Genomic DNA, 22,932 nt, shown 5'->3' with positions numbered 1-22,932 from the left:
TGGCCTGCCTGCGAAGGCGGCGGTTCAATCGACACAGAGGTCGAATGTGCCCCCCACAGGTAACCACGATGCGAAGCGAGCCGCTCTTGATCTTGCTCTTGATCTGCTTTTGATCTGCTTTTGATCTTAGGCGCCCCGTTAAACCACGCTGGCCGGAATTCGACAGTGATTTGGGGGGTAAACCGGCAGGGATGCCGGTTTAGCCGCCCCGCGCCATGGATGGCGCGTGGCGGCGGCCCCCCAAATCACTGGCGGATTACGGGCACACCGAGCCTAAGCGAGGTGCCGAGTGGTGGGGCAAGAGCCTTTTGCTTACTTTTGGGCTCTTTTCAAAAGTGAGCCGCTGTAAAAGCGGAACCCTAAGTGGCCGTTATCGCAGGAATGGATATGTACTCGGTATAACAGTGTCGCCTGTCAGGTCGCCATCGCAGGCAAGCCAGCTCCCACATGGGCTCTATGTCCAGCTAAAAAATAGGCCGACGGCATGAGCTGATTCGACCCTCCCCGCCCGTCATCCAACCGTCACATCCATCTGCTGTGCTGACGCCCATTACTCATTTGCCCAAGGACCCGTGGCCATGTTTTCCGTGCTCAAACCCCACCGCTGGAAACTCGCATTGCTCCTGATCGCCGCCAACCTCGGGCTGATCCTGCACCTGGCCTGCGGCGAGCTCAAGAGCGTCAGCGAATGGGTGTGGCTGGATATCATCGGCGAAGGCGGTTCGGCGCTGCTCGCGCTGATCTGGCTGGGCCTGGTATTGAAAAGCCGCCCCGCCGGACGGGTCACCCAATACCTGGCGCTGGGGCTGTCGTGCATTTTTTTTTCCTGGTGGATCGACAGCCTCGACGAATTCATCCGCCTGCCTGACAGCATCTCCTGGGATCACTGGCTGGAGTCAGGGCCAATGCCGGTGGGCATGATCCTGCTGACGATTGGCATTTATCACTGGCACCACGAACAACTGGCGATCAGCGCACAGATGGAAAAACGCGAGCGGTTGTTTCGCGAGCATCGGCTGTTCGACAAACTCACGCCCCTGGCCGGTGCCGACTACCTCAAGCGCCAACTCGCCGACAGCCTGCGCGACAGCCAAGCTCAGCAACAACCACTGTCGTTGCTGGCCCTGGACCTGGATAACTTCGCCACCATCAACCAGGTCTACGGGCATGCCGAGGGCGATGCGGTGCTACAGGCGGTCAGCCATGTGCTGCTGCTCAACCTGCGCCGCCAGGACCTGTTGTGCCGCCTGGCGGGCGATCGTTTTGTGGTGCTGCTGCCCAACACCGGCGAGCGCCAGGCCCAGGGCCTGGCGCTGGAGTTGCAACACGCGGTGCAGAGCCTCGCCCACAAGACCCGGCAACAGGGCGAACGCCTGCAACTGACGGCGACCACGGCGGTGGTGATGGCCTTGCAAGAGTCACCCCACGAGCTGCTCAAACGGCTGAATATCGGCCTGGCCCGGGCCAAGCAACCCCTTGCGAAAAGTGCCTGAAATGGCCGTGAAAACCAGCTGGTATGAAAACGACAGCCGCTTCATCCCCGGTCACTATCAACCCGCCACGTTGATCGACCTGGGCTTGTCCCGGGACATCGACAGCCATCGCCTACTGCGCGGCACCGGCCTGTTCCACGAAGACATCCTGGCCGGCAATGCGCGATTGAGCCCGCAGCAGTTCCTGGGTTTGATCGGCAACAGCCGCAAACTGCTGGATGCCGATGACAGCAGTTTCCTGTTTGGCCAACGCCTGCTGCCCGGCTACTACGGCGCCGCCAGTCATGCGCTGGGGCATGCACAGAACCTTCATCAGGCCCTGGATATCCTGATCCAGCAACAAGTGCTGCTCAGCCCGCTGGCCACGCTGCAACTGGAGTTGGATGAGCACCACGCTTACCTGTATTGGTTGGACAGTTGCGGCGCCGGCGAACACTGGCGCTTTCTGCTCGAAGCCAGCATGACTTCGCTGGTTGCCATGAGCCAATGGCTCAGCGGCCAGCGCTTGCCGTGGGTGTGCAGCTTCAGCCACGCCGAACCTCGGTATGTCGAGCAATACTGGGTGCATCTGGGCGAACACACGCGCTTCGAACGCCCTCTGAACATGATGTGCCTCCCCCGTGAATACCTCACCCACACCTGGCCGGGTGCTTCGGCCACGGCGGGCCAGGTCGCGCGCCAGCAAGCCCTTGAACAAATCGAGCAACTGGGCTTTGCCACAAGTCTTCTGGACTGCCTCGATGCCTACCTGCGCGAACACGTGCGCCAGCCACCAAGCCTGGAACAGGCCGCCCACACCTTCGCCATGAGCCCGGCCACGCTAAAGCGCAAGTTGCAACGGCACGACACCGGTTTTCAGCAACAGGTCGACCGGGTGCGCAAGCATGTGGCGTTGCACCTGTACCAGGCCAAGGGGTGGAGTAACGAACAAGTAGCGGCGTACCTGAATTTCAACGATGCGGCGAATTTTCGGCGCTCATTCAAGCGGTGGACGGGCAGCACGCCCAACCTGATCCGCCAACTGTTCAGCAGCCGCTAGCCAGGCGTTCGCGCAGGAACTCCACCAGCGCTTGCACCGGGCGTGAACTCTGGCGGTGCTGCGGGTACACCGCCGACAGGGTCAAGGCCTCAGGAGCGAAGTCCTCCAGTACCTTGACCAGACGCCCATCCTTCAAGGCGTCGCTGACAATGAACGTCGGTAGGTAGGTAACGCCCAAACCGGCTATCGCGGTATCGCGCAGCAGGTCACCGTTGTTGACGCGCATGCGCCCACTGACGCTCAACGCTTGCACCTTGCCTTTGAAACGCCATTGCACCTGACGGCCGTGGCCGTAAGGCAGGCAGTCGTGCGTGGCTAAATCCTCGGGTTTCAATGGCGTACCCCGCAGCGCCAGGTAGTCGGGGCTGGCGCAGTACACCCGCTCGATAGCGGCGATCCGCCGGGCGATCAGGGTGGAGTCTTCCAGAGTGCCGATGCGCAGCACCAGGTCGTAGCCTTCGCCGATCAAGTCCACCGGACGGTCGCTCAGGTCGACTTCGACGCAGACCTGCGGATGCTGGCGCAGGAACAACGGCAACAGGCAACCCAGGTGCGCCATCGCGAACGACAAGGGTGCACTGAGGCGAATGGTGCCGCGGGGTTCGCTGTTCTGGCCGGCGATGCCCTGCTCCACTTGCTCCACCTCACCGAGCAGGCGCAAGGCCGACTCGTAGTAACTCTGGCCCAGCGGCGTGACGTCCAGGCGCCGTGTGGAGCGGTTGAGCAGGCGTACGCCCAGGCGGTCTTCCAGTTGGATCAGGCGGCGGCTGACGAATTGCTTGGACAAGCCCAATTGCTCGGCGGCGGCAGTGAAACTGCCGGATTCCATGACCTGGCAGAACAGGCGCATGTCTTCGAAGGGGTTCATTGTCGCTTCTCAGGGGACGATAGGCTGTTTTATAGCCCGTCAGTGGTCACACCACAAACCAAAATGTGAACACCATCAAATGTTGGAGCTGTGTCAGGCGCTGATGTTGTGGGCAATATAAACCCATGTGGGAGCTGGCTTGCCTGCGATAGCGGTGTATCAGCCAGCAATACTGTTGACTGATGCATCGCAATCGCGGGCAAGCCCAGCTCCCACAGGGTTTTGCGGTGTTTTACAGAGCAGGTTACTTGGCAGCGAACGCCGAGTAGCTGTTCATCAGGTTGCGGTAGTTGGGAATGCGCGGCGAAAGCAGGTTGGCCAGGCCTTCCATATCGTTGCGCCAGTCCACTTGCAGCTCGCAGGCCACCGAGAACCAGTTGACCAGTTGCGCACCGGCGGCGGTCATACGCGCCCAGGCGGCTTGTTGCACGGTTTCGTTGAAGGTGCCGGAAGCGTCGGTGACCACGAAAACCTCGAAGCCTTCGTCAAGGGCACACAGGGTCGGGAATGCCACGCACACGTCGGTCACCACACCGGCAATGATGATCTGCTTGCGGCCGGTCGCCTTGACGGCCTTGACGAAATCTTCGTTGTCCCATGCATTGATCTGGCCAGGGCGCGGAATGTACGGCGCGTCGGGGAACAGTTCTTTGAGCTCAGGCACCAGCGGGCCGTTGGGGCCGCTTTCAAAGCTGGTGGTCAGGATGGTCGGCAGGTTGAAGAACTTCGCCACGTCGGCCAGGGCCAGCACGTTGTTCTTGAACTCGTTGGGGGAGAAATCCTGCACCAGGGAGATCAGGCCGGTCTGGTGATCAACCAACAGCACAACAGCATCGTCTTTGTTCAAGCGCTTGTAAGTCATGGGTAACTCCTTTGGGGATGGGGTGTTTTTCAAAAAGCAAAGCAGGAGCAGCCGAACGCCCCCCAGAAACCCTGGAAGTCGCTGACCGGCACGCTGGAAAGGCGCGCTTTTTCATGGCTGTGGGCATGCACGCCACAAGGGCCGCTGCACTGGTGAACCTGGGCCTGCATCGGCGACGTCGGGCGCCAGTGCCCCGGTACCTTGACCACCGGCGACCAGTCGGGCAGCACCGGTACCCGTGGCGGTGCGAAATCTTCGAAGTCGCCAGCGCCGTACACGACCTTGCCGCCGACCACTGTCAGCACCGACTCGATCCACTTGATAGCTTCTTCCTCGACACTGAAAAAGTCCGCCGACAACGCGGCGACATCCGCCAATTGACCGACCTTGATCTGGCCTTTCTTGCCCTGCTCGGACGAGAACCAGGCGCTGCCGTGGGTGAACAGCTCCAATGCGGTAAGGCGCGGCAAGCCCTCGGCGTGCAGCTCCAGGCCACCGACGGTACGGCCGCTGACCATCCAGTACAGCGAGGTCCAGGGGTTGTAGCTCGACACGCGGGTGGCATCGGTGCCCGCCCCAACCGGCACGCCTTCGGCCAGCATGCGCTTGATCGGCGGTGTGGCTTCGGCGGCCTTGGCGCCGTAGCGCTCGACGAAGTATTCGCCCTGGAACGCCATGCGATCCTGAATCGCAATACCGCCACCAAGGGCACGCACGCGTTCGATGTTTTTCGGGGTGATGGTTTCGGCGTGGTCGAAGAACCACGGCAAGCCATTGAACGGAATATCGCGGTTGACCTTCTCGAACACGTCAAGCATGCGCGAGATGGACTCGTCGTAAGTGGCGTGCAGACGGAACGGCCAGCGCTGTTCCACCAAGTGGCGCACCACCGGTTCCAGCTCCTGTTCCATGGTCAGCGGCAGGTCCGGGCGGGGCTCGAGGAAGTCTTCAAAGTCCGCCGCCGAGAACACCAGCATCTCGCCGGCCCCGTTATGGCGCAGGTAGTCATCGCCCTGATGCAGGGTGACGCTGCCGGTCCAGTTCTTGAAGTCGCTGAGCTCTTCCTTGGGCTTCTGGGTGAACAGGTTGTAGGCGATGCGCACCGTCAACTGTTGATCCTTGGCCAGTTGCTCGATCACCGCGTAGTCATCGGGGTAGTTCTGGAAGCCGCCGCCGGCATCGATGGCGCTGGTCAGGCCCAGGCGATTGAGTTCCCGCATGAACTGGCGGGTGGAGTTGACCTGGTATTCCAAAGGCAGTTTCGGGCCCTTGGCCAAGGTCGCATACAGGATCATCGCGTTAGGCCGCGCCACCAGCATGCCGGTGGGGTTGCCGTTGCTGTCGCGCACGATCTCACCGCCCGGCGGGTTCGGCGTGTCCTTGGTGTAGCCCGCCACCCGCAGGGCTGCGCGGTTGAGCAAGGCGCGGTCGTACAAGTGCAGCACGAACACCGGGGTGTCCGGGGCGGCCTGGTTGAGTTCTTCCAGGGTGGGCATGCGCTTTTCGGCGAACTGGAATTCGTTCCAACCGCCCACCACGCGTACCCATTGCGGCGTGGGCGTGCGGTCGGCCTGGTCCTTGAGCATGCGCAAGGCATCGGCCAGGGACGGCACGCCTTCCCAGCGCAGTTCAAGGTTGTAGTTCAACCCGCCACGAATCAGGTGCAAGTGCGAGTCGTTGAGGCCGGGAATTACGGTGCGGCCCTTGAGGTCGATGACCTGGGTGCCGCTGCCGCGCAGGGCCATGGCTTCGCCGTCGGTACCCACGGCGACAAAGCGCCCTTGGTGGATGGCCACGGCGGTGGCGCGTGGGTTTTCCCGGTCCACGGTGTGGAACTGGCCATTGAACAGAATCAGATCGGCGTTCATAGGGTTTCCTTCACAGAGGCTTCAAGCCAGGGAGCGAACAGGCGGGTGGCCGCCGGCATCAGCAGGTACACCACCAGCAACACGATGGTCAGCGTGACCAGGAAGGTGGAGACCACGTAATTGGACAGAAACGGGTGCAACCGCAGGATCGGCCCCCAGATAAACGGCAGCAGCAGGGTTTGCGGCAGGATCACAAACAGGCTGACCACCGCCTGCTTCCAGCGCGGCGGCTTGGCACCACCCTCGGCCTGGGGCGTGAACCAGAATTCATTGGCCGCGCCGATTTCCGTCTGGTCGCCGTCCGCCAGCATGGGCGCGGCTTCGTCGATCAGGGCCTGGCGTTGCGGGGAGCCGAGCCACAGCTCAAGGGCGCTGGTGGAGCGATAGCGCAGCACGCAAGTGAACAGCGCCATGCCGTTTTGCTGGCTGCGCACCACGTCAACACCAAGGTGCCCAGGGCGTTCGCCCGCGATGCGCACGATGCGGCGCAACCAGGCTTCGTACTCGACTTCAAAACCGGGTTTGACCCGGTGCTTGACGACCAGGGTGACGACTTCGTCGGGGCTGGTGTTGGTGGTTGAATCCATGGCTGAGTGCTTCCCCGGGGTATTGAGCGATGGGGAGAGTCTGGCGGCTTGGCGGCTGGGGAGAATTGGATGTATGTGCTGTTTGGCTTGTTGCAGGAGCGGGCTTGCGCGCAAAAAACGTCAACGATACCCCCTACTTTCTGAATAAACGTGGCGCCTGGGAGTTTTTCGCGAGCAGGCTCGCTCCTGCAATGGCCGGCAAATCTATGTGGCCCGCGCCATATGCTCCGCAATCCTGCCCCTCAACCACCGCTCCGCCGGGTCGTTGTCATGCACCCCGCTCCACACCATCGACAGCTCCGCCGCATCAATCGCAAACGGCGGGTCCTCGGCGCGCAGGCGTGTGCCTTCGGTCAACGCGCACGCGGCGTAATCCGGCACGGTCGCGATAATCTGCGTCCCCGCCAGCAACGCCCGTAACCCGCTGAACTGCGGCACCGCCAGTACCACGCGGCGCGAGCGGCCGATGCGGGCCAGGTCCAGGTCGATATTGCCGCTCAGGTCACCGGAGAACGACACCATTGCATGGGGCCTGGCGCAGTAATCATCCAGGGTCAGCGGCGCCTCGCCGTCATCGCCGCGCAGGACCTTGCAGGGGATATCGCGCAGTTTCTTGCGCTTGGCATTGGCCGGCAGATCGGTGGTGTAGCTGACCCCCACGGAGATTTCACCGCTGGCCAGCAGCGAAGGCATCAACAGGTAATTGGCGCGGCGCACCACCACGATGATGCCTGGCGCTTCTTCGCGCAGGCGGCTGAGTAACGAGGGAAACAGCCCGAACTCCGCATCATCGGACAGGCCGATACGAAACACCGCGCAGCTGGTGGAGGGGTCGAAATCCTTGGCGCGGCTGACGGCGCCCGAGATGGTGTCCATGGCAGGTTGCAGCTCCTTGAGTATCGCCAGTGCGCGCGCCGTGGGTTCCATGGCACGGCCGTTACGCAGCAGCAACGGGTCGTCGAACAAATCGCGCAAACGGCCCAGCGCGGCGCTCACTGCCGGTTGGCCGATAAACAGTTTTTCGGCGACTCGGGTCAGGTTTTTCTCGAACATCAAGGCTTCGAAAATCACCAGCAGGTTCATATCGACGCGGCGCAGATCGTTGCGGTTCATGGGCGCTATCCAAACGTTTTCCAGGGGGCCAGGGAAGCATGCACTGCACGCCTGGGATTGCATAGCTGTGCTGTCTTTTCCGGCACCGCACCTGGCGAAATTAACAACGATTAACTCGTCAGCCAGGCGCTCCGGCAACAAGATGAAGCGCGTCTACACTGCACCCATCCACCGGGAACGTTCCCATCGACTGCGGATATTTGTCATGGCCCGACTCGAGCAATATTCCCCCCGGTTGCCCGCCACCGGTGGCCTGTGCCCCCGGCGCGAGCGCATCGCCAAGCAACTGATCCTCGCCAACCTCGGCGAAAGCCTGGCGATCGCCGACCTGGCCCAGGCCTGCGCCTTGTCGCGCAGCCATTTTTCCCGCGCCTTCAAGTGCACCACCGGGCTGTCGCCCCAGGAATGGATTCGCCAGCAACGCATCCAGCGCGCCAAGGAACTGATTACCGGCTCGTCCCTGAGCCTCACACAGATCAGCCTCGAATGTGGCTTTTGCGACCAGGCGCACTTCTGCCATATGTTCACCCGCAGCGAAGGCGTCAACCCGATGACCTGGCGAAATCACCACTCGCGCAGCAAACCTGATGTGATCGCTGCCTAGTGGTCTGCACGTACCTGGAATATGCTGGTCGCTCCCTTCCTCCAGAACCTGGGCAGCCATGAATGACTTGAGCGACCAGGCCGTGCATTTCGGCCCCTACCGCATCCACCCGCGCCAGCGCCTGGTGCTGGAGGCCGGCCGCCCGCTGCGCCTGGGGCGGCGGGCGGTGGACATTCTGCTGATCCTGCTGGAGCACGCCGGCAATGTGGTGAGCAAACAGGAGTTGATCGCAAGGGTCTGGCCCAAAAGCGTGGTGGAAGACGGCAACCTGCGGGTGCACATGGCTGCGTTGCGCAAGGCACTGGGCGACGGCCAGGCCGGGCAGCGCTATATCGTCACGGTCGCCCAGCGCGGCTACAGTTTTGTTGCGCCACTGAGCATCGAACCCATGACGCTGCCCACCGACGGTGCGCCCCAACGCCCCAGCCATAACCTGCCCCTGCGGCGCACGCGCATGATCGGCCGCCAAGCGCTGATCGACGCCCTGGTACAACAACTGCCGCAGCAGCGCTTTATCACCCTGACCGGCGCCGGTGGCATCGGCAAGACCACCGTCGCCCTGCGCGTCGCGGAATTGCTGATCGGGCATTACCGCGACGGTATTCACCTGCTGGACCTGGCGCCGCTCAGTGCCGCGTCCATGATCCTGCCCAACCTGGCCGCCCTGCTCGGCCTGACACCGGGCGAGAATGCCTCCCTGGCCAGCCTCGCCCGCAGCCTGCAGGCACGCCAGATGCTGCTGGTGATCGACAACTGCGAGCACCTGCTCGACGACATCGCCCTGATCAGTGAAACCCTGTTGCGCCATGCACCGCACCTGCACATCCTCACCACCAGCCGCGAAGCCCTGCGCGCCGAAGGTGAATATGTGCAGCGCCTTGAACCGCTGGCCTGCCCGCCCGCCACCGGCAACCGCGCCCAGGCCCTGGGTTACCCGGCCATGCAATTGCTGATCGAGCGCGCCATGTCCCACCAGGAGAGCTTTGCCCTCAGCGACGCTGAACTGCCCCTGGCGATTGATATCTGCCAGCGCCTGGACGGCATTCCCCTGGCGATCGAACTGGTGGCCGCGCAAATTGAACGGTTTGGCTTGCCGGGCCTGCTGGTGCAGATGGAAGACAACTTTCGCCTGCTGACCCGCGGCCGACGCAGTGCCCTGCCACGCCAGCAAACCCTGCGCGCCACGCTCGACTGGAGCTTTGACCTGCTCACCGCGTGCGAACAAATCTGCCTGCGCCGCCTGGCGGTCTTCCGTGGCGGCTTCAGCCTGGTCAGCGCAGCGGCGGTGATCGCCGGGGAGCAAGTGGCCCCCGCCGAAGTGCTGGGCTCCATTACGCAACTGGTGGCCAAGTCGTTGTTGAACGTGGAAGCAAGCGATGACGAGATGGTCTATCGCCTGCTGGACATCACCCGCACCTACGCCCTGGAAAAGCTCAGCCAGGCCTGCGAACTGCATGCCACACGAGAGCGCCACGCTGCACGCTGCCTGGCGCTGATGGAACAGGCCCAGGGGGACTGGGACCTGATCGCCACACAGCCGTGGATCGACCGTTACGCACCGCTGCGCGAAGACGTGCGTGCCGCCCTCGACTGGGGCTTTGCTGACGACGGTGCGCAGCTGCTGGCTATCCGCCTGACGGTCAGCGCGATGCCGCTGTGGCAAGAGTTGTCGTTGCTGCGTGAGCACGGCGGCTATGTGGACCAGGCGCTGGCGCTGATCGGCCAGGTCACCACGCCCTGCACGCAATTGACCCTGCAACTGCAATTGGCCCTGGGCAGCCTCTCCTACCACGCCATGGGCGCCGCACCTCGGACCATTGCGGCATTCGAGGGTGCCGCACGCCTGGCCGAGACAACCCAGGACCTTGGCGGCCAGTTGCGGGCGGTCTCCGGGCTGATGGCGGTGAACCTGTGCGCCGGGCGCTACGGCCCAGCGCAGGCGCTGAGTGTGCAGTTTGAACGCCTCGACCCACGCACCGAGCCGTTGCTGGGCCTTAGCGCGCAGCGGCTGCGTGCGCTGGGTCAGCATTACACCGGCAACCAGACGCTCGCCCGGCACCACGCCGAGCAGGTGCTGCAGCGCATGTCCCAAAGCGGTCACGTCAACCGCTTTGCCTTCGGGGTAGGCGTGCAGTACGACCAGGGCGTCGCCTCCTTGACCGTGCTGGCGCGAATCCTGTGGTTGCAGGGCTTTCCCGAGCGCGCCTGGCGCACCGCCAGTCAGGCGCTGGAGTTGGCGCTACAGATCAACCACGGCACCTCGATTTGCTACACCCTGGCCCTGGCTGGGGTGGTGATCGCCCGCTACAACGGCGCCGAAGACGACGCCCAAGCCCTGCAAAGGCTGCTGCTGGAGCAGTCGCACAAGCATTCTGTGCAGTTGTTCCAGACCTGGGCCGGGCATTACGCCGGTATTCTTGGCCAACCGGATTGGCAGGGTCTGGGTCTGATCCAAGACACCTTGATCACCTTCGGCACCCATGCCGTGGATGCACCAACCCTGGAACGTGCGCGCAGTGGCGCTGCGGGCTGGTGCGCCCCGGAGATTCTGCGGGTGTACGCCTTGCAGCTAGAGGATGAGCACACCACTGAAACCCTGCTGCTGGAGGCGCTGGGCCTGGCGCACCAGCAAGGCGCCCTGGCCTGGGAGCTGCGCTGCGGCGCAGCCCTGGCGCAACTGTGGCAACAGCAGGGGCGCATTCAGCTCGCCAGGGACTTGCTCAGTTCAATCCACGCACGTTTCAGCGAAGGCTTCGCCACTCAGGATCTACTGCGCGTGCGCTGCCTGCTCGACGAGTTGCAGGACAAACGGACGGCCTGAGAACGCCCCCAGGCAAGGCGCGTAGCCCTGCTGCAAACGCGCGACCTGACGCGGGTCGCGCAGTTGCCCCAAAGCGTAGCTGCGCACACAGTTGAGCAGCCGATAGCGCGCCGGGCCCAGGCCGGGCTCGACGCTCAGCAGCGAGACGTTGACCAGACGCGCCAGCAGGTAAGAAAGGTCGGCATGTTCGAGCTCGGTACCGGTCACCAGGTCACTCAGGGTGGGTAAGGTGACTGCCATCTTGAACAGACTCAATTGCAGAAACAGCCAGCACTCCGGCAGGCTCAAGCGCTCGTAGCTCCAATCCAGGGCCGCGGTCAGTGAGCGATGGCGCTCCACTGCCGTGCGGCGCCCACGGGCCAGCACTTGCAAGCCTGTGCGTACTTGCGTCTGCACACCGCCGATGCCCAACGCATCCACCTGGGCGGCCGCCAATTCCAGGGCCAACGGCAGGCCGTCCAGACGCCGACACAGGTCGCCCAGCGGCGCCAGGTCCTGGGGCCGCAAATCAAACCCCTGCTGATTGGCACGCGCGCGCGCCACGAACAGTTGCACCGCAGGACAGGCCATCGCCTGCTCGACATTGGCCAACGCCTTTGGCGACGGCACTGCCAGCCGAGGCACGCGCACTATCCACTCGCCAGGGGCCAGCAAGGCTTCGCGACTGGTGATCAGCACGCTGATGCCCGGCGCCGCCTCGCGCAGCGCACGCATCAGTTGTCGACACGCGCCCAGCAGCAGGTCAGCGCCGTCGAGTACCAGCAACACGTGGCGCGAGGCCAGGCGCCGGCCCAGTTCGTTGAGGCTCGCGGGCGTCGAATGCAACTGCAACACCCTGGCCAGGCTACCGAGCAGTTCGCTCGGGGTTTGCACAACGGCCATGTCGACCCACCATACGCCGTCGCGATAACGCGGCAATACCCGCTCGGCCAGGGCCAGGGCCAGCGTGCTCTTGCCAATGCCGGCCACGCCGGTGAGGGTCAATAACCGCTGCACAGGCAACCGTCGCGCCAGCACGCCCACCAGTTCATCTCGCCCCCACACCGGGCTGAGCCGTGCAGCCAGGTTGTGCTGAGGCAGCAGCGTCGGCAGCGCGTCCTGCGCAGGCGCAGCGAAGCAGTAACCGCGCTGGGGGTGATTGAGGATCCAGCGTTGGCCGTCAAGGGCACGACGCAGCGCGGCGATATGCACACGCAGGTTGCTGTCTTCAACGACGCTGTTGGGCCACACCCGTTCGATCAAGGTCGCCTTGCTGACGAAGTGCCCGGGCGCTTCGAGCAGTACTGCGAGAATATCCAAGGCTCGCCCGCCCAGTGGCACCGGCCAGCCCGCCTTGCTGACCAGGCGCTGCTGCCGATGAAAGGTGTAGGGGCCAAAGCTCACCGCCGTAGCATTTTGCATGTCCGTCACAGCGCTGAAACACCCGTGCTTGAGTGCCTGCGCATCCTTTTTCCATGGGCTCGACGCTATCTTGCCAGTTGGCGATGACAGGACAATGCTGGCACGGGGAGCGATACGGACAATCGGGTGCCTGAGACGGACATGGTGTCGTTAACTGAACTGTTGTCGGTATTGGGTAGGGTTCAGCCCGAGCTTTTCGCTGAACAGAAAACGCATATGCCGCACGCTGCCAAAGCCTGCGTGGAAGGCCACGGTCTTGAGCGGCAGGTCGGTGGTTTCCAGCAGGTGCCGGGCCCGGTCGATGCGCGCGCCCTGCAGGAACGCCATGGGCGTCATCTGCACGTCCTTGGCGAACAGCCGCGCGAAGTGGCGTGCGCTCATTCCGGCCAACTCAGCCATGGACTCGATGGTAAAGGGTTGATCCAGATGCGCCAGGACGTAGTTCTGCACGCGGGTGATCGGAGTTTCCTGAGGCGCCACGGCGGCAGTCATCGGGCTGAACTGGGCCTGGCCGCCCTGGCGCTTCATCACCACCAGCAGCACTTTGGCCACATCCACCGCCACTTGCTTGCCATGGTCCTGGGCCACGACCGACAGGGCCAGGTCGATACCCGCAGTGACGCCGCCAGAGGTGATCAGGCGCCCGTCCTGCAAATAGATGCGATCGGTCTCGACGATGGCGCTGGGAAACGCCTTGATCAACCGCTCGGTGTAGTGCCAATGGGTGGTCACGCGGTGCCCGTCGAGCAAACCTGCGTGGCCGAGCACAAAAGCGCCGGTGCAGATCGAGCCAAAACGCCGAGCCCGTGGCGCCGCAGCTTTGAGCCAGGGCAACAACGCGGGGTGGCATTCGTTATAGGCGCCGGGGCCGCCCGGCACCAACAGCAGGTCATAAGCCGCCTGGGCCTGTTCCAACAGCAGGTCGGTCTGCACGCTCACGCCATTGGAGGCCTGCAACGGACCGGGCTCAGTGCCGATGGTCAGGATCTGGTAGTGGTCGGTCGCCGGCAGGTAGCGGTTGGCAATCGAAAACACTTCCAGCGGCCCGGCCATGTCGAGCAGCAGGAAGTCCGGGAACAGCGCCATGGCCACGGTTTTCATAAGCGGGAAATGTCCATCGAGAAGGATGCGACGGGCATTATGGCACGACTTTAACTGTCAACTTCAAAGAGACAGTTATTCTATTTTCATCTTCTTAATCAATCATTCGTTAACCATTAACCTTCTTCTCAACGCAAGCGCTCTGCATCTCGCAGCCCGCGCTCACTTGAGGACTGAACCCATGCTGACCCTTCGCAAAGCTTCCGAACGCGGCGCCGCCAATCACGGTTGGTTGAAGTCGTTCCACACCTTCTCTTTCGCCAACTACTGGAACCCCAAGGAACAGGGTTTTTCCGACCTGCTGGTGATCAACGACGACCGCGTCGCCGCAGGCAAAGGCTTCGGCCAGCACCCGCACCGTGACATGGAGATCTTCTCCTACGTGCTCGAAGGCGCGCTGGAACACAAGGACACTTTGGGCACCGGCTCGGTGATCCGCCCCGGCGATGTGCAACTGATGAGCGCGGGCAGCGGCGTAGCCCACAGTGAGTTCAACCACAGCCAGCGTCATGGCGTGCACTTCCTGCAAATCTGGATCGTGCCCAACGAAGCAGGCGCCAAGCCGCGCTATCAGCAGGAGCACTTCACAGAAGCGCAAAAACGCGGGCGTTTGCAGTTGATCATCTCGCCGGAGGGCACCAACGGTTCGCTGAAAGTGCGCCAGGACGCACGGGTATATGCCGGGCTGTTCGACGCTGACGAAAGTGCCCGCCTGGAGCTGGCACCGGATCGCTACGCCTACATCCATGTGGCGCGCGGCAGCGTTGAACTCAACGGCCAGCGCTTGCAGGAAGGCGACGGTGTACGCGTACGGGACGAACGCCAGATCCGCCTGAGCCACGGCGAAGACGCTGAAGTACTGGTGTTTGACCTGCGCCCCAACGAACTGCCGCAAATGCCATGACGGCCGCAGTGATGGTCCCGCCAGCGGGACCATCGTTGGCATCGATAGTCACCATCAGCGCAATGAAGTTCTCTAAAAAAATGCAACGCGTAACATCAAACCCATGCCAAACGGCACCCAACTAAAACACTCGGAGCACATCATCATGAAACGCCAACTCTTGCTTAGCCTCGCTTTCTCGGTACTCGCTGCAAACGCTTTTGCCCACCCGGTTGTCGCTGAAGGCGGCGCGGATCGCCTGATAGAAACCCGTGTTGCCGAAGGTGGCGCGGATCGTCTGCAAGAACGTGGTTTGGCTGAAGGCGGTGCTGATCGCTTGCAGGAACGTGGCTTGGCTGAGGGCGGTGCTGATCGCTTGCAGGAACGTGGTCTGGCTGAAGGTGGTGCCGATCGCCTGCAGGAACGTGGTCTGGCTGAAGGCGGTGCTGATCGTCTGCAGGAACGTGGCCTGGCTGAAGGCGGTGCCGAGCGTCTGCTGAGCACCCACGTATAACCCCGCACTGTTGGCGGGACACCCCAAACCGGCCTGATCAGCCGGTTTTTTTTCGTCTTCGATTTGCCTGGGTATCCACACGATGTCGACTGAAGCGCTAAGCCGTGCCTCAACCCGGCAGCGGAATTACCCGCAGCGGCCTTACCGACTTGTAGGAAAAACTCGAATAGATCTCCTTGACGCAAGGCAAGGTCTGCAAGACCTCTCGGGCAAATTCACCGAACGATTCCAGGTCCTTGGCCACCACTTCCAGCAAAAAATCATAGCGCCCAGAGACGTTATGGCACGCCACAATTTCTGGGATGGCCAACAGACGTTGCTCGAACGCCCGGGCAATTTCCTGGGTGTGGCTTTCCATCATGATGCTGACGAACGCGGTCACCCCGTAGCCCAGTGCCTTGGGCGAGAGAATCGCCTGGTAGCCACTGATCACCCCACTTTCTTCCAAGGTGCGCACCCGACGCCAGCACGGTGAAGTGGTGAGCGCCACCCGCTCGGCCAACTCGGCCACGGTCAGGCGGGCATTGCCCTGCAACGCGTTCAAAAGGGCTTTATCGGTGCGGTCCAGCTTGATGGGCATAACGTGCCTCTAATCATTATTTTTATCGGTGTTTGATCCACAAACGCAGGTTTTTCCGGGCTTTTTTGCAAGGTTCATCCGTGGTTATGAGCATAGCATTGTAGGAAATAAGGAGCGCCCGACATGCACAATAAACACACCACATTCGGCTTTTCCACCCGTGCCATACACCACGGCTATGACGCCCAGGACCACCACGGCGCACTCGTCCCGCCGATCTATCTGTCTGCGACCTTCGCCTTTCCCACCGTCGAATACGGCGCCGCCTGCTTTGCCGGCGAAGCCAGCGGCCACTTCTATACGCGCATTTCCAACCCGACCCTGGCCCTGCTGGAGTCACGCATGGCCAGCCTGGAAAACGGCGAGGCCGCCGTGGCGTTCGGCTCCGGCATGGGCGCGATTGCCGCGACGTTCTGGACTCTGTTGCGCCCGGGCGACGAGATCATCGTCAGCCAGACGCTCTATGGTTGTACGTTCGCCCTGCTGCACCACGGCCTGAGCGAATTCGGCATCAAGGTGCGGCATGTCGACCTGACCGACCTCACCGCCCTGCAAGCAGCGTTCTCCCCGGCCACCCGCATGCTCTACTGCGAGACCCCGGCCAACCCCAACCTGCGCCTGATCGACATCGCCGCCGTGGCCGAACTGGCCCATCAGCAGCCAAATGTCACCGTGGTGGTCGATAACACCTATTGCACTCCCTATCTGCAACGTCCCCTGGAACTGGGCGCCGATGTGGTGGTGCACTCGGCCACCAAATACCTCAGTGGCCACGGCGACATTACCGCAGGCATCGCGGTGAGCAACCAGGCCCTGGCGCAGCGCATTCGCCTGCAAGGGCTCAAGGACCTGACCGGCGCGGTGATGTCGCCCCAGGACGCCGCATTGCTGATGCGCGGCCTCAAGACCCTGGGCCTGCGCATGGACCGCCATTGCAGCAACGCCCAAGCGGTGGCCGAGGCGCTGCAGGCGCACCCTGCGGTGCAGTGGGTAACCTACCCCGGTCTGCGTTCTTTCCCACAATACGAACTGGCAAACCGGCAAATGAAACTGCCCGGCGGCATGATCGCCTTTGAACTCAAGGGAGGCCTCGAAACCGGCCAGCGCTTCATGAACGCACTGCAACTGTTCACCCGCGCAGTCAGCCTGGGGGATGCCGAATCACTGGCCCAACACCCGGCGAGCATGACCCACTCCACCTACACGCCCGAACAACGGGCGCAGCACGGTATCAGCGAGGGGCTGGTGCGTTTGTCGGTGGGGCTTGAAGACGTTGCCGACCTGCTGGCCGATATCCATCAGGCCCTGGCCAAGTGCAGCGCTGCCAACCTGCGGCCCATTGCGACAGCGGCGTATGCGATGAAATAGCGTCCAACCCCATGGGTTATGCGGTGCCTGGGCGGCGGTCGGAAGGATCCGACTGCCGCTCTGCCTGTTTAATGTTTTTTTTCGCAGATTGGATCCCCCTCCTTTAACCAGGCTGTACTAGCATGTCAGCGGCGGGACGCACTATCACTGCAGGTTATTCACATTAGTTACCTTCTTAACCCCCGTCGCTATAAGGCCCAATACCTGCACGAAACTCATGGACGAATTGATGAACTCACACCTGTTCCCACAGATAGGCAAGGTCATCGCCAGCACCGGCAGCCGCCATTTCCCACGCATGCTGCATGACCTGATCCTCACCCAATTGGCAGTGGACGCCACCCATATCACCCAATTGCAAGTCAGCCGCGAAGGCCTTGGCCGCCGCAAGATCAGCCCGGTGTACACCGATTCGGCGGCGGCCCTGGGCAGCGAGCAACTCGCCGCACAACTGCACCTCACGCGCCGCAAGGACGATGTGCGCTATGTGCTGTCGGTGTATCGCTCGCACCCGTCCGACAGCTTTTCCGCGCAAGAGCGCAGCATGCTCCAGGACTTCTCCACGCTGTTGCTGCCCATGGTGGAAAAACACATCACCGCCCTGCAGCCCTCGCTCCCGGAAAGCCCGTGCGCAGTGCCTCAACCCCAGGGCATCGACACCTTGCGCCGACGCATCCAGGAGCGCCTGCTGCAATCGGGGCTGACCTTGTCCAACCGTGAACTGGAAGTGTGCGTAGGCCTGCTGGCCGGGCGCACCGCGCCGGAGTTGGCCGAGCAATTGGCGTTGAAGGTCAACACCATCGAGAGCTACCTCAAGCGTGCGGCGATCAAGTTGGGGATCAGCGGGCGGCACTCGTTGTTGCGGTGGATGTACTCGACCGAAGACTAAGATCGTTCCCACGCTCCGTGTGGGAATGGATCCCGTGACGCTCTGCGTCACCGTGGACGCAGAGCGTCCATGGCGGCGTTCCCACGCAGAGCGTGGGAACGATCAAAAAACACATCACCGCGCTGCAGCCATCGCTCCCGGACAGCCCGTGCGCAGTGCCTCAACCCCAGGGCATCGACACCTTGCGCCGACGCATCCAGGAGCGCCTGCTGCAATCGGGGCTGACCTTGTCCAACCGTGAACTGGAAGTGTGCGTAGGCCTGCTGGCCGGGCGCACCGCGCCGGAGTTGGCCGAGCAATTGGCGTTGAAGGTCAACACCATCGAGAGCTACCTCAAGCGTGCGGCGATCAAGTTGGGGATCAGCGGACGGCACTCGTTGTTGCGGTGGATGTACTCGACCGAAGACTAAGATCGTTCCCACGCTCCGCGTGGGAATGGATCCCGTGACGCTCTGCGTCACCGTGGACGCAGAGCGTCCATGGCGGCGTTCCCACGCGGAGCGTGGGAACGATCAGCACATCACCGCGCTGCAGCCCTCGCTCCCGGACAGCCCATGCGCAGTGCCTCAACCCCGGGGCATCGACACCTTGCGCCGACGCATCCAGGAGCGCCTGCTGCAATCGGAGCTGACCTTGTCCAACCGTGAACTGGAAGTGTGCGTAGGCCTGCTGGCCGGGCGCACCGCGCCGGAGTTGGCCGAGCAATTGGCGTTGAAGGTCAACACCGTCGAGAGCTACCTCAAGCGTGCGGCGATCAAGTTGGGGATCAGCGGGCGGCACTCGTTGTTGCGGTGGATGTACTCGACCGAAGACTAAGATCGTTCCCACGCTCCGCGTGGGAATGGATCCCGTGACGCTCTGCGTCACTGTGGACGCAGAGCGTCCATGGCGGCGTTCCCACGCAGAGCGTGGGAACGATCAACAAGTGTGCGTAGGCCTGCTGGCCGGGCGCACCGCGCCGGAGTTGGCCGAGCAATTGGCGTTGAAGGTCAACACCATCGAGAGCTACCTCAAGCGTGCGGCGATCAAGTTGGGGATCAGCGGGCGGCACTCGTTGTTGTGGTGGATGTACTCGACCGAAGACTAAGATCGTTCCCACGCTCCGCGTGGGAATGGATCCCGTGACGCTCTGCGTCACCGTGGACGCAGAGCGTCCATGGCGGCGTTCCCACGCAGAGCGTGGGAACGATCAGCAGCTCCCTCAGGTCAGTCCCGGGCCAGTGCCTCTATCGGGTCCAACCGCGCCGCATTCCGCGCCGGTACAAAACCAAACACAATGCCGATCAACGTCGAACAGGCAAACGCGGTAATGATCGAGCCCACCGAAAACACCATCTCCCACTCCTTCACAAACAGCGAAAACAGGTAGCCGATGGCGTAGGACAACGAGATCCCGATGATCCCGCCGATCAGGCACACCATCACCGCCTCCACTAGAAACTGTTGGCGAATATCCGATTGCCGCGCCCCCACCGCCATGCGAATCCCGATTTCACGGGTGCGCTCGGTGACCGACACCAGCATGATATTCATCACACCAATACCGCCCACCAGCAAAGAAATCACCGCAATCAATGACAGCAGCAGCGCGAGGGAGCGGCTGGTTTTCTGCACCGTCTGCATGATGCTGTCGAGGTTGTTGGTAAAGAAATCCTTGGTGCCATGGCGTTGCAGCATGAGTTTATTGACGTTGTCTTCCACCACCTTACTCGGCTGGCCGTCCTTGATGCGCACGGTGATGCTGTCCAGATGACGCTGGCCCAGCAGACGGCCCGCCGCGGTTTCGTATGGCACCCACACGTTCAGGGCCTTGCTGGCGGCGAACATGTTTTTATTGTCCGCCGTCACCCCGATCACCGTGCACGGCAGGTTGCCTATCAGGATCACCTGGCCCAGCGGGTCGATGTTGGGCCCGAACAGGCGCTGGCGAGTATTGTGGTCGATCACCACCACCTGGGCCTGGCGCCGCGCATCGCTTTCGCTGAAGGTAATGCCGGCTTCAAGCTTGAGGCCCTTGACCTTGAAGTAGCGGTCACTGACACCATTGACCTGTGCATCCACGTCGATGTTGCCAAAGCGCAGCATCAGGTTGCGGCCCACCACCGGCGTGGCGCTGTCGACGTAATACAGCTGGTTCAGCGCGTCCACATCCGAGGGCATCAGCGTCTGGATCGCCGAGGCTCGACTGTCGCCAAAGCTGGTGCCGGAAAAGATATCGATGGTGTTGCTGCCAATCGCCTGGATGTCCTTGAGCACATAGCGCTTGGCGCCTTCGCCGATGGCCGAAATCGACACCACCGAGGTGATGCCGATGACAATCCCGAGCATGGTCAGCAAGGTGCGCATGCGGTGGGAGATCAGCGCCACCCACGCCATGTTGAACGCTTCCTTGAACAGCCCCAGGCTCGCCACCAGGCGCCGCGCCCCGCTGCGTCGGGGCTCGACCGGCGCCTCGACGGGCAATTCCAGGCCGACGCTGTCGTTGGCCTTGTCGCTGATGATCTCGCCATCACACACCTCGACAATGCGCTGGGCGTTCGCCGCGACCTTGGGGTCGTGGGTGACGATAATCACCGTGTGCCCCGCCGCGTGCAGTTCGGCGAGGATGCGCATCACCTCCTTGCCGCTGTGGGTGTCGAGGGCGCCGGTGGGTTCGTCGGCCAGGATCACTTCACCGCCATTCATCAAGGCCCGCGCGATACTCACCCGCTGCTGTTGCCCGCCGGACAGCTGGCTGGGCCGATGGCTGGTGTGGCCCGACAGGCCCAGGCGTGCCAGCAATTCCCCGGCGCGGCTATGGCGCTGGCTTTGCGGGGTGCCGGCGTAGATCGCCGGCATCTCCACGTTGTGCAAAGCGCTCAGGTGCGCGAGCAAATGGTAACGCTGGAAGATAAACCCGAAGTAATCACGCCGCAGCTCTGCCAGTTGCTCATCGCCCAGGGAGCGGGTTTCGATGCCATTGATCTTGTAGCTGCCGGCGGTAGCGTAATCCAGGCCACCGAGGATGTTCATCAGGGTCGACTTACCCGAACCGGAGGCGCCGATGATCGCCAGCATTTCCCCGGCATGGATGGTCAGGTCGATGCCCTTGAGCGCGATGAATTCACGCTCGCCGGCCATGAAGCTGCGGGTGATGCCCTTGAGTTCCAACAGAGGCTGGGTCATGACTCAACTCCCCGCCACGGCAGGTGTAGCATCGCCGATCACCACGGTGTCGCCCTCGGCCAGGCCGTCCAGGATCTGCACCTTGACGTTGTTATTGATACCGGTCTTCACCGTGCGGGCGACCGCCTTGCCCTTGGCATCCAGCACCCGCACGTCGTAGCGGCCATCGGCATTGCGCACGCCCAGCGCCGCCACGGGCACTATCAGCGCGGCCTGGGCGGTGTCGAGCACGATGCGCACCTGGGCGGTCATGGCGATGCGCAGGCGGTGCTCTGGGTTGGGCACGTCGAACAACGCGTTGTAAAACACCGCGGTGTTTTGCTTCGGCGTGCCGGCGGTCTGGGTTTCCAGGAAGTTCTGCGGCGCCGGCTCGGTGCCGCGCAGCTTGGCGTAATAGCGCTTGTCCGCCTCGCCGAGAATGGTGAAGTACACCTGCTGGCCGGGGCTGATATGAATCACATCCGCTTCCGACACTTGGGCCTTGACGGTCATGGTGTCCAGGTCTGCCAGCTTGAGCAGCACGGGCGCCAACTGGCTGGCGATCACGGTCTGGCCTTCCTGGGTGACAATGCCCACCACGTCGCCGTCGATGGGCGCGTTGATGCGGGTATAGGCCAGGTTGACCTTGGCGGTGTCGATCTCGATGTGCGCGCTTTTGATCTGTGCGTCCAGGGACAGCAGGTTGGCCTGCTGCACCTGGTAGGTCGATTCGGCGTCTTCGAAATCCTGGCGTGACACCGACTCATCGGCCTGCAAGCCTTTGTAGCGCTCATATACGGACCTGGCCTGCTTGAGCTGCGCGGCTGTCGCCCGGCGTTGGGCCTGGAGGTTTTCTTCATCGACCTGGGCTTTGCGCAGGGTGTTCTGCAGGATCAAGGGGTCGATTTCAGCCAGCCATTGGCCCTTCTTTACCTTGTCGCCGACTTTGACTTTCAGCGACTTGAGCTGGCCAGAGACCTGGGCACCGACGTCGACTTGTTTGACGCCTTCGAGCAGGCCGGTGGCCAATACCGCGTTTTCGATATCGCCGCGTTCTGCGGTCGCGGTGAGGTATTGGGGGGCGTCGGCGGGGGCGTTTACGGTGTAGATGGCCAGGCCGATTGCGACGGCCACTGAAGCCAGAATGCCGATTTTGCGGAATTTAGACGTTTGCATGGTTGGCTTCTTGATTGAGTACAAATATGGTTGCGCGCTGACGCTGGCCTGGGTAAAGACCTGACAGCCGCCCCCTGTCTACCTGACATCCCTCGGTGCAAATGTGGGAGCTGGCTTGCCTGCGATGGCGGCCTTCTGGTCGACCATTTAGTTGGGTTGGAATGCGTACATATCCATTCCTGCGGTAACGGCCACCTAGGGTTCCGCTCTTACAGCGGCTCACTTTTGAAAAGCGCAAAAGTAAGCAAAACGCTCTTGCCCCACCACTCGGCACCTCGCCCAGGCTCGGTGTGCCCGTAATCCGCCAGTGATTTGGGGGGCCGCCGCCACGCGCCATCCATGGCGCGGGGCGGCTAAACCGGCATCCCTGCCGGTTTACCCCCCAAATCCCTGTCGAATTCCGGCCAGCGTGGTTTAACGGGGCGCCTAAGATCAAAAGCAGATCAAGATCAAAAGCCGCTCGCTTCGCATCGTGGTTTCCGGGGGCAAGTTTGCCCCCCCATGTCTCACCGTGTTCCCCCTTACCACCCGGTCGGCTATAAGGCCGCCGCGCTCTGCTTTTGATCTGAAATCGCCCCGTTAAACCACGCTGGCCGAACGCGGGCTTTGCAGCGTGGGTAA

General features: G+C 62.5%; 19 protein-coding genes and 2 pseudogenes. 10 read left to right on the top strand and 11 right to left on the bottom strand.

Features of this window, described 5'->3' with window-relative positions; all coding sequences use genetic code 11:
• The first annotated feature begins 578 nt into the window (after window positions 1-578).
• Together FXO12_RS02700 and FXO12_RS02695 are read left to right on the top strand one after the other, a co-directional pair.
• On the top strand, window positions 579-1,493 hold the full coding sequence (locus FXO12_RS02700) for a GGDEF domain-containing protein (RefSeq protein ID WP_057974873.1): 915 nt from the start codon (window positions 579-581) through the stop codon (window positions 1,491-1,493).
• Between the two features lies 1 nt (window position 1,494).
• Complete coding sequence (locus tag FXO12_RS02695) at window positions 1,495-2,532, top strand: AraC family transcriptional regulator (RefSeq protein ID WP_057974874.1); 1,038 nt, start codon at window positions 1,495-1,497, stop codon at window positions 2,530-2,532.
• Here the strand turns inward: FXO12_RS02695 and FXO12_RS02690 are convergent.
• The 5 genes from FXO12_RS02690 to FXO12_RS02670 all read right to left on the bottom strand — a co-directional run bounded on the left by FXO12_RS02690 (window position 2,519) and on the right by FXO12_RS02670 (window position 7,830).
• Complete coding sequence (locus tag FXO12_RS02690; RefSeq protein ID WP_057974875.1) at window positions 2,519-3,400, bottom strand: LysR family transcriptional regulator; 882 nt, start codon at window positions 3,398-3,400, stop codon at window positions 2,519-2,521. The genes FXO12_RS02695 and FXO12_RS02690 overlap by 14 nt on opposite strands.
• Window positions 3,401-3,644: 244 nt before the next feature.
• Window positions 3,645-4,262 carry an isochorismate family cysteine hydrolase YcaC gene (gene ycaC, locus FXO12_RS02685; RefSeq protein WP_003191905.1) on the bottom strand — a complete coding sequence of 206 codons (618 nt, stop codon included), beginning with the start codon at window positions 4,260-4,262 and terminating at the stop codon, window positions 3,645-3,647.
• A gap of 29 nt (window positions 4,263-4,291) precedes the next feature.
• Window positions 4,292-6,130 (bottom strand): amidohydrolase, encoded by a 1,839-nt coding sequence (locus FXO12_RS02680; protein ID WP_057974876.1) that lies wholly within the window; start codon window positions 6,128-6,130, stop codon window positions 4,292-4,294.
• Window positions 6,127-6,717, bottom strand: coding sequence for an antibiotic biosynthesis monooxygenase (locus tag FXO12_RS02675; RefSeq protein ID WP_057974877.1), 591 nt, complete (start codon window positions 6,715-6,717; stop codon window positions 6,127-6,129). The genes FXO12_RS02680 and FXO12_RS02675 overlap by 4 nt, the downstream gene beginning before the upstream one ends.
• Window positions 6,718-6,921: 204 nt before the next feature.
• Window positions 6,922-7,830: a LysR family transcriptional regulator gene (locus FXO12_RS02670; RefSeq protein ID WP_003191909.1), complete on the bottom strand. Its 909-nt coding sequence runs from the start codon at window positions 7,828-7,830 to the stop codon at window positions 6,922-6,924.
• Between the two features lie 205 nt (window positions 7,831-8,035).
• Between FXO12_RS02670 and FXO12_RS02665 the strand changes: the two genes are divergently transcribed.
• Window positions 8,036-8,434 carry a helix-turn-helix domain-containing protein gene (locus FXO12_RS02665; RefSeq protein WP_034127392.1) on the top strand — a complete coding sequence of 133 codons (399 nt, stop codon included), beginning with the start codon at window positions 8,036-8,038 and terminating at the stop codon, window positions 8,432-8,434.
• Window positions 8,435-8,492: 58 nt separating this feature from the next.
• Window positions 8,493-11,255, top strand: coding sequence for a winged helix-turn-helix domain-containing protein (locus FXO12_RS02660; protein ID WP_057974878.1), 2,763 nt, complete (start codon window positions 8,493-8,495; stop codon window positions 11,253-11,255).
• Here FXO12_RS02660 and FXO12_RS02655 read toward each other — a convergent pair.
• Together FXO12_RS02655 and FXO12_RS02650 are read right to left on the bottom strand one after the other, a co-directional pair.
• Window positions 11,202-12,656 carry a winged helix-turn-helix domain-containing protein gene (locus tag FXO12_RS02655; RefSeq protein ID WP_057974879.1) on the bottom strand — a complete coding sequence of 485 codons (1,455 nt, stop codon included), beginning with the start codon at window positions 12,654-12,656 and terminating at the stop codon, window positions 11,202-11,204. The two genes, FXO12_RS02660 and FXO12_RS02655, sit on opposite strands and share 54 nt — an antisense overlap.
• A 150-nt stretch (window positions 12,657-12,806) precedes the next feature.
• Complete coding sequence (locus tag FXO12_RS02650) at window positions 12,807-13,757, bottom strand: GlxA family transcriptional regulator (protein WP_060772643.1); 951 nt, start codon at window positions 13,755-13,757, stop codon at window positions 12,807-12,809.
• A 181-nt stretch (window positions 13,758-13,938) separates the two neighbouring features.
• On the opposite strand from FXO12_RS02650, the gene FXO12_RS02645 reads away from it, so the two are divergent.
• On the top strand, window positions 13,939-14,661 hold the full coding sequence (locus tag FXO12_RS02645; protein WP_057974881.1) for a pirin family protein: 723 nt from the start codon (window positions 13,939-13,941) through the stop codon (window positions 14,659-14,661).
• Window positions 14,662-14,782: 121 nt separating this feature from the next.
• Here the strand turns inward: FXO12_RS02645 and FXO12_RS02640 are convergent, their stop codons facing one another.
• A complete protein-coding gene (locus FXO12_RS02640) occupies window positions 14,783-15,148 on the bottom strand; it encodes a hypothetical protein (protein ID WP_157717961.1) in 366 nt (121 codons plus the stop codon).
• A gap of 115 nt (window positions 15,149-15,263) precedes the next feature.
• Window positions 15,264-15,734 (bottom strand): Lrp/AsnC family transcriptional regulator, encoded by a 471-nt coding sequence (locus FXO12_RS02635; RefSeq protein WP_014718112.1) that lies wholly within the window; start codon window positions 15,732-15,734, stop codon window positions 15,264-15,266.
• 123 nt (window positions 15,735-15,857) lie between these two features.
• On the opposite strand from FXO12_RS02635, the gene FXO12_RS02630 reads away from it, so the two are divergent.
• The 5 genes and pseudogenes from FXO12_RS02630 (at window position 15,858) to FXO12_RS02610 (ending at window position 19,078) form a co-directional block, all read left to right on the top strand.
• Window positions 15,858-17,102, top strand: a complete 1,245-nt coding sequence (locus FXO12_RS02630; RefSeq protein ID WP_057974882.1) for a methionine gamma-lyase — start codon at window positions 15,858-15,860, stop codon at window positions 17,100-17,102.
• A 229-nt stretch (window positions 17,103-17,331) separates the two neighbouring features.
• A complete protein-coding gene (locus tag FXO12_RS02625; RefSeq protein WP_173647453.1) occupies window positions 17,332-17,991 on the top strand; it encodes a helix-turn-helix transcriptional regulator in 660 nt (219 codons plus the stop codon).
• A gap of 101 nt (window positions 17,992-18,092) precedes the next feature.
• Window positions 18,093-18,401, top strand: a pseudogene (locus tag FXO12_RS02620) (helix-turn-helix transcriptional regulator); the annotation flags it as partial.
• Window positions 18,402-18,501: 100 nt separating this feature from the next.
• Window positions 18,502-18,807 (top strand): annotated as a pseudogene (locus FXO12_RS02615) (helix-turn-helix transcriptional regulator); the annotation flags it as partial.
• 34 nt (window positions 18,808-18,841) lie between these two features.
• Window positions 18,842-19,078, top strand: coding sequence for a hypothetical protein (locus FXO12_RS02610; protein WP_160049517.1), 237 nt, complete (start codon window positions 18,842-18,844; stop codon window positions 19,076-19,078).
• Window positions 19,079-19,197: 119 nt separating this feature from the next.
• Here the strand turns inward: FXO12_RS02610 and FXO12_RS02605 are convergent, their stop codons facing one another.
• Both FXO12_RS02605 and macA read right to left on the bottom strand, forming a co-directional pair.
• A complete protein-coding gene (locus tag FXO12_RS02605; protein ID WP_057974884.1) occupies window positions 19,198-21,156 on the bottom strand; it encodes a MacB family efflux pump subunit in 1,959 nt (652 codons plus the stop codon).
• A 3-nt stretch (window positions 21,157-21,159) separates the two neighbouring features.
• Window positions 21,160-22,311, bottom strand: a complete 1,152-nt coding sequence (gene macA, locus FXO12_RS02600; protein WP_054898758.1) for a macrolide transporter subunit MacA — start codon at window positions 22,309-22,311, stop codon at window positions 21,160-21,162.
• Window positions 22,312-22,932: the final 621 nt, after the last annotated feature.

Source organism: Pseudomonas sp. J380 (genome assembly GCF_009827115.1).
GTDB lineage: Bacteria > Pseudomonadota > Gammaproteobacteria > Pseudomonadales > Pseudomonadaceae > Aquipseudomonas > Aquipseudomonas paracarnis.
The sequence above is the reverse complement of the archived record's forward strand: the minus strand, read 5'-3'. Positions and strand labels throughout refer to the sequence as shown.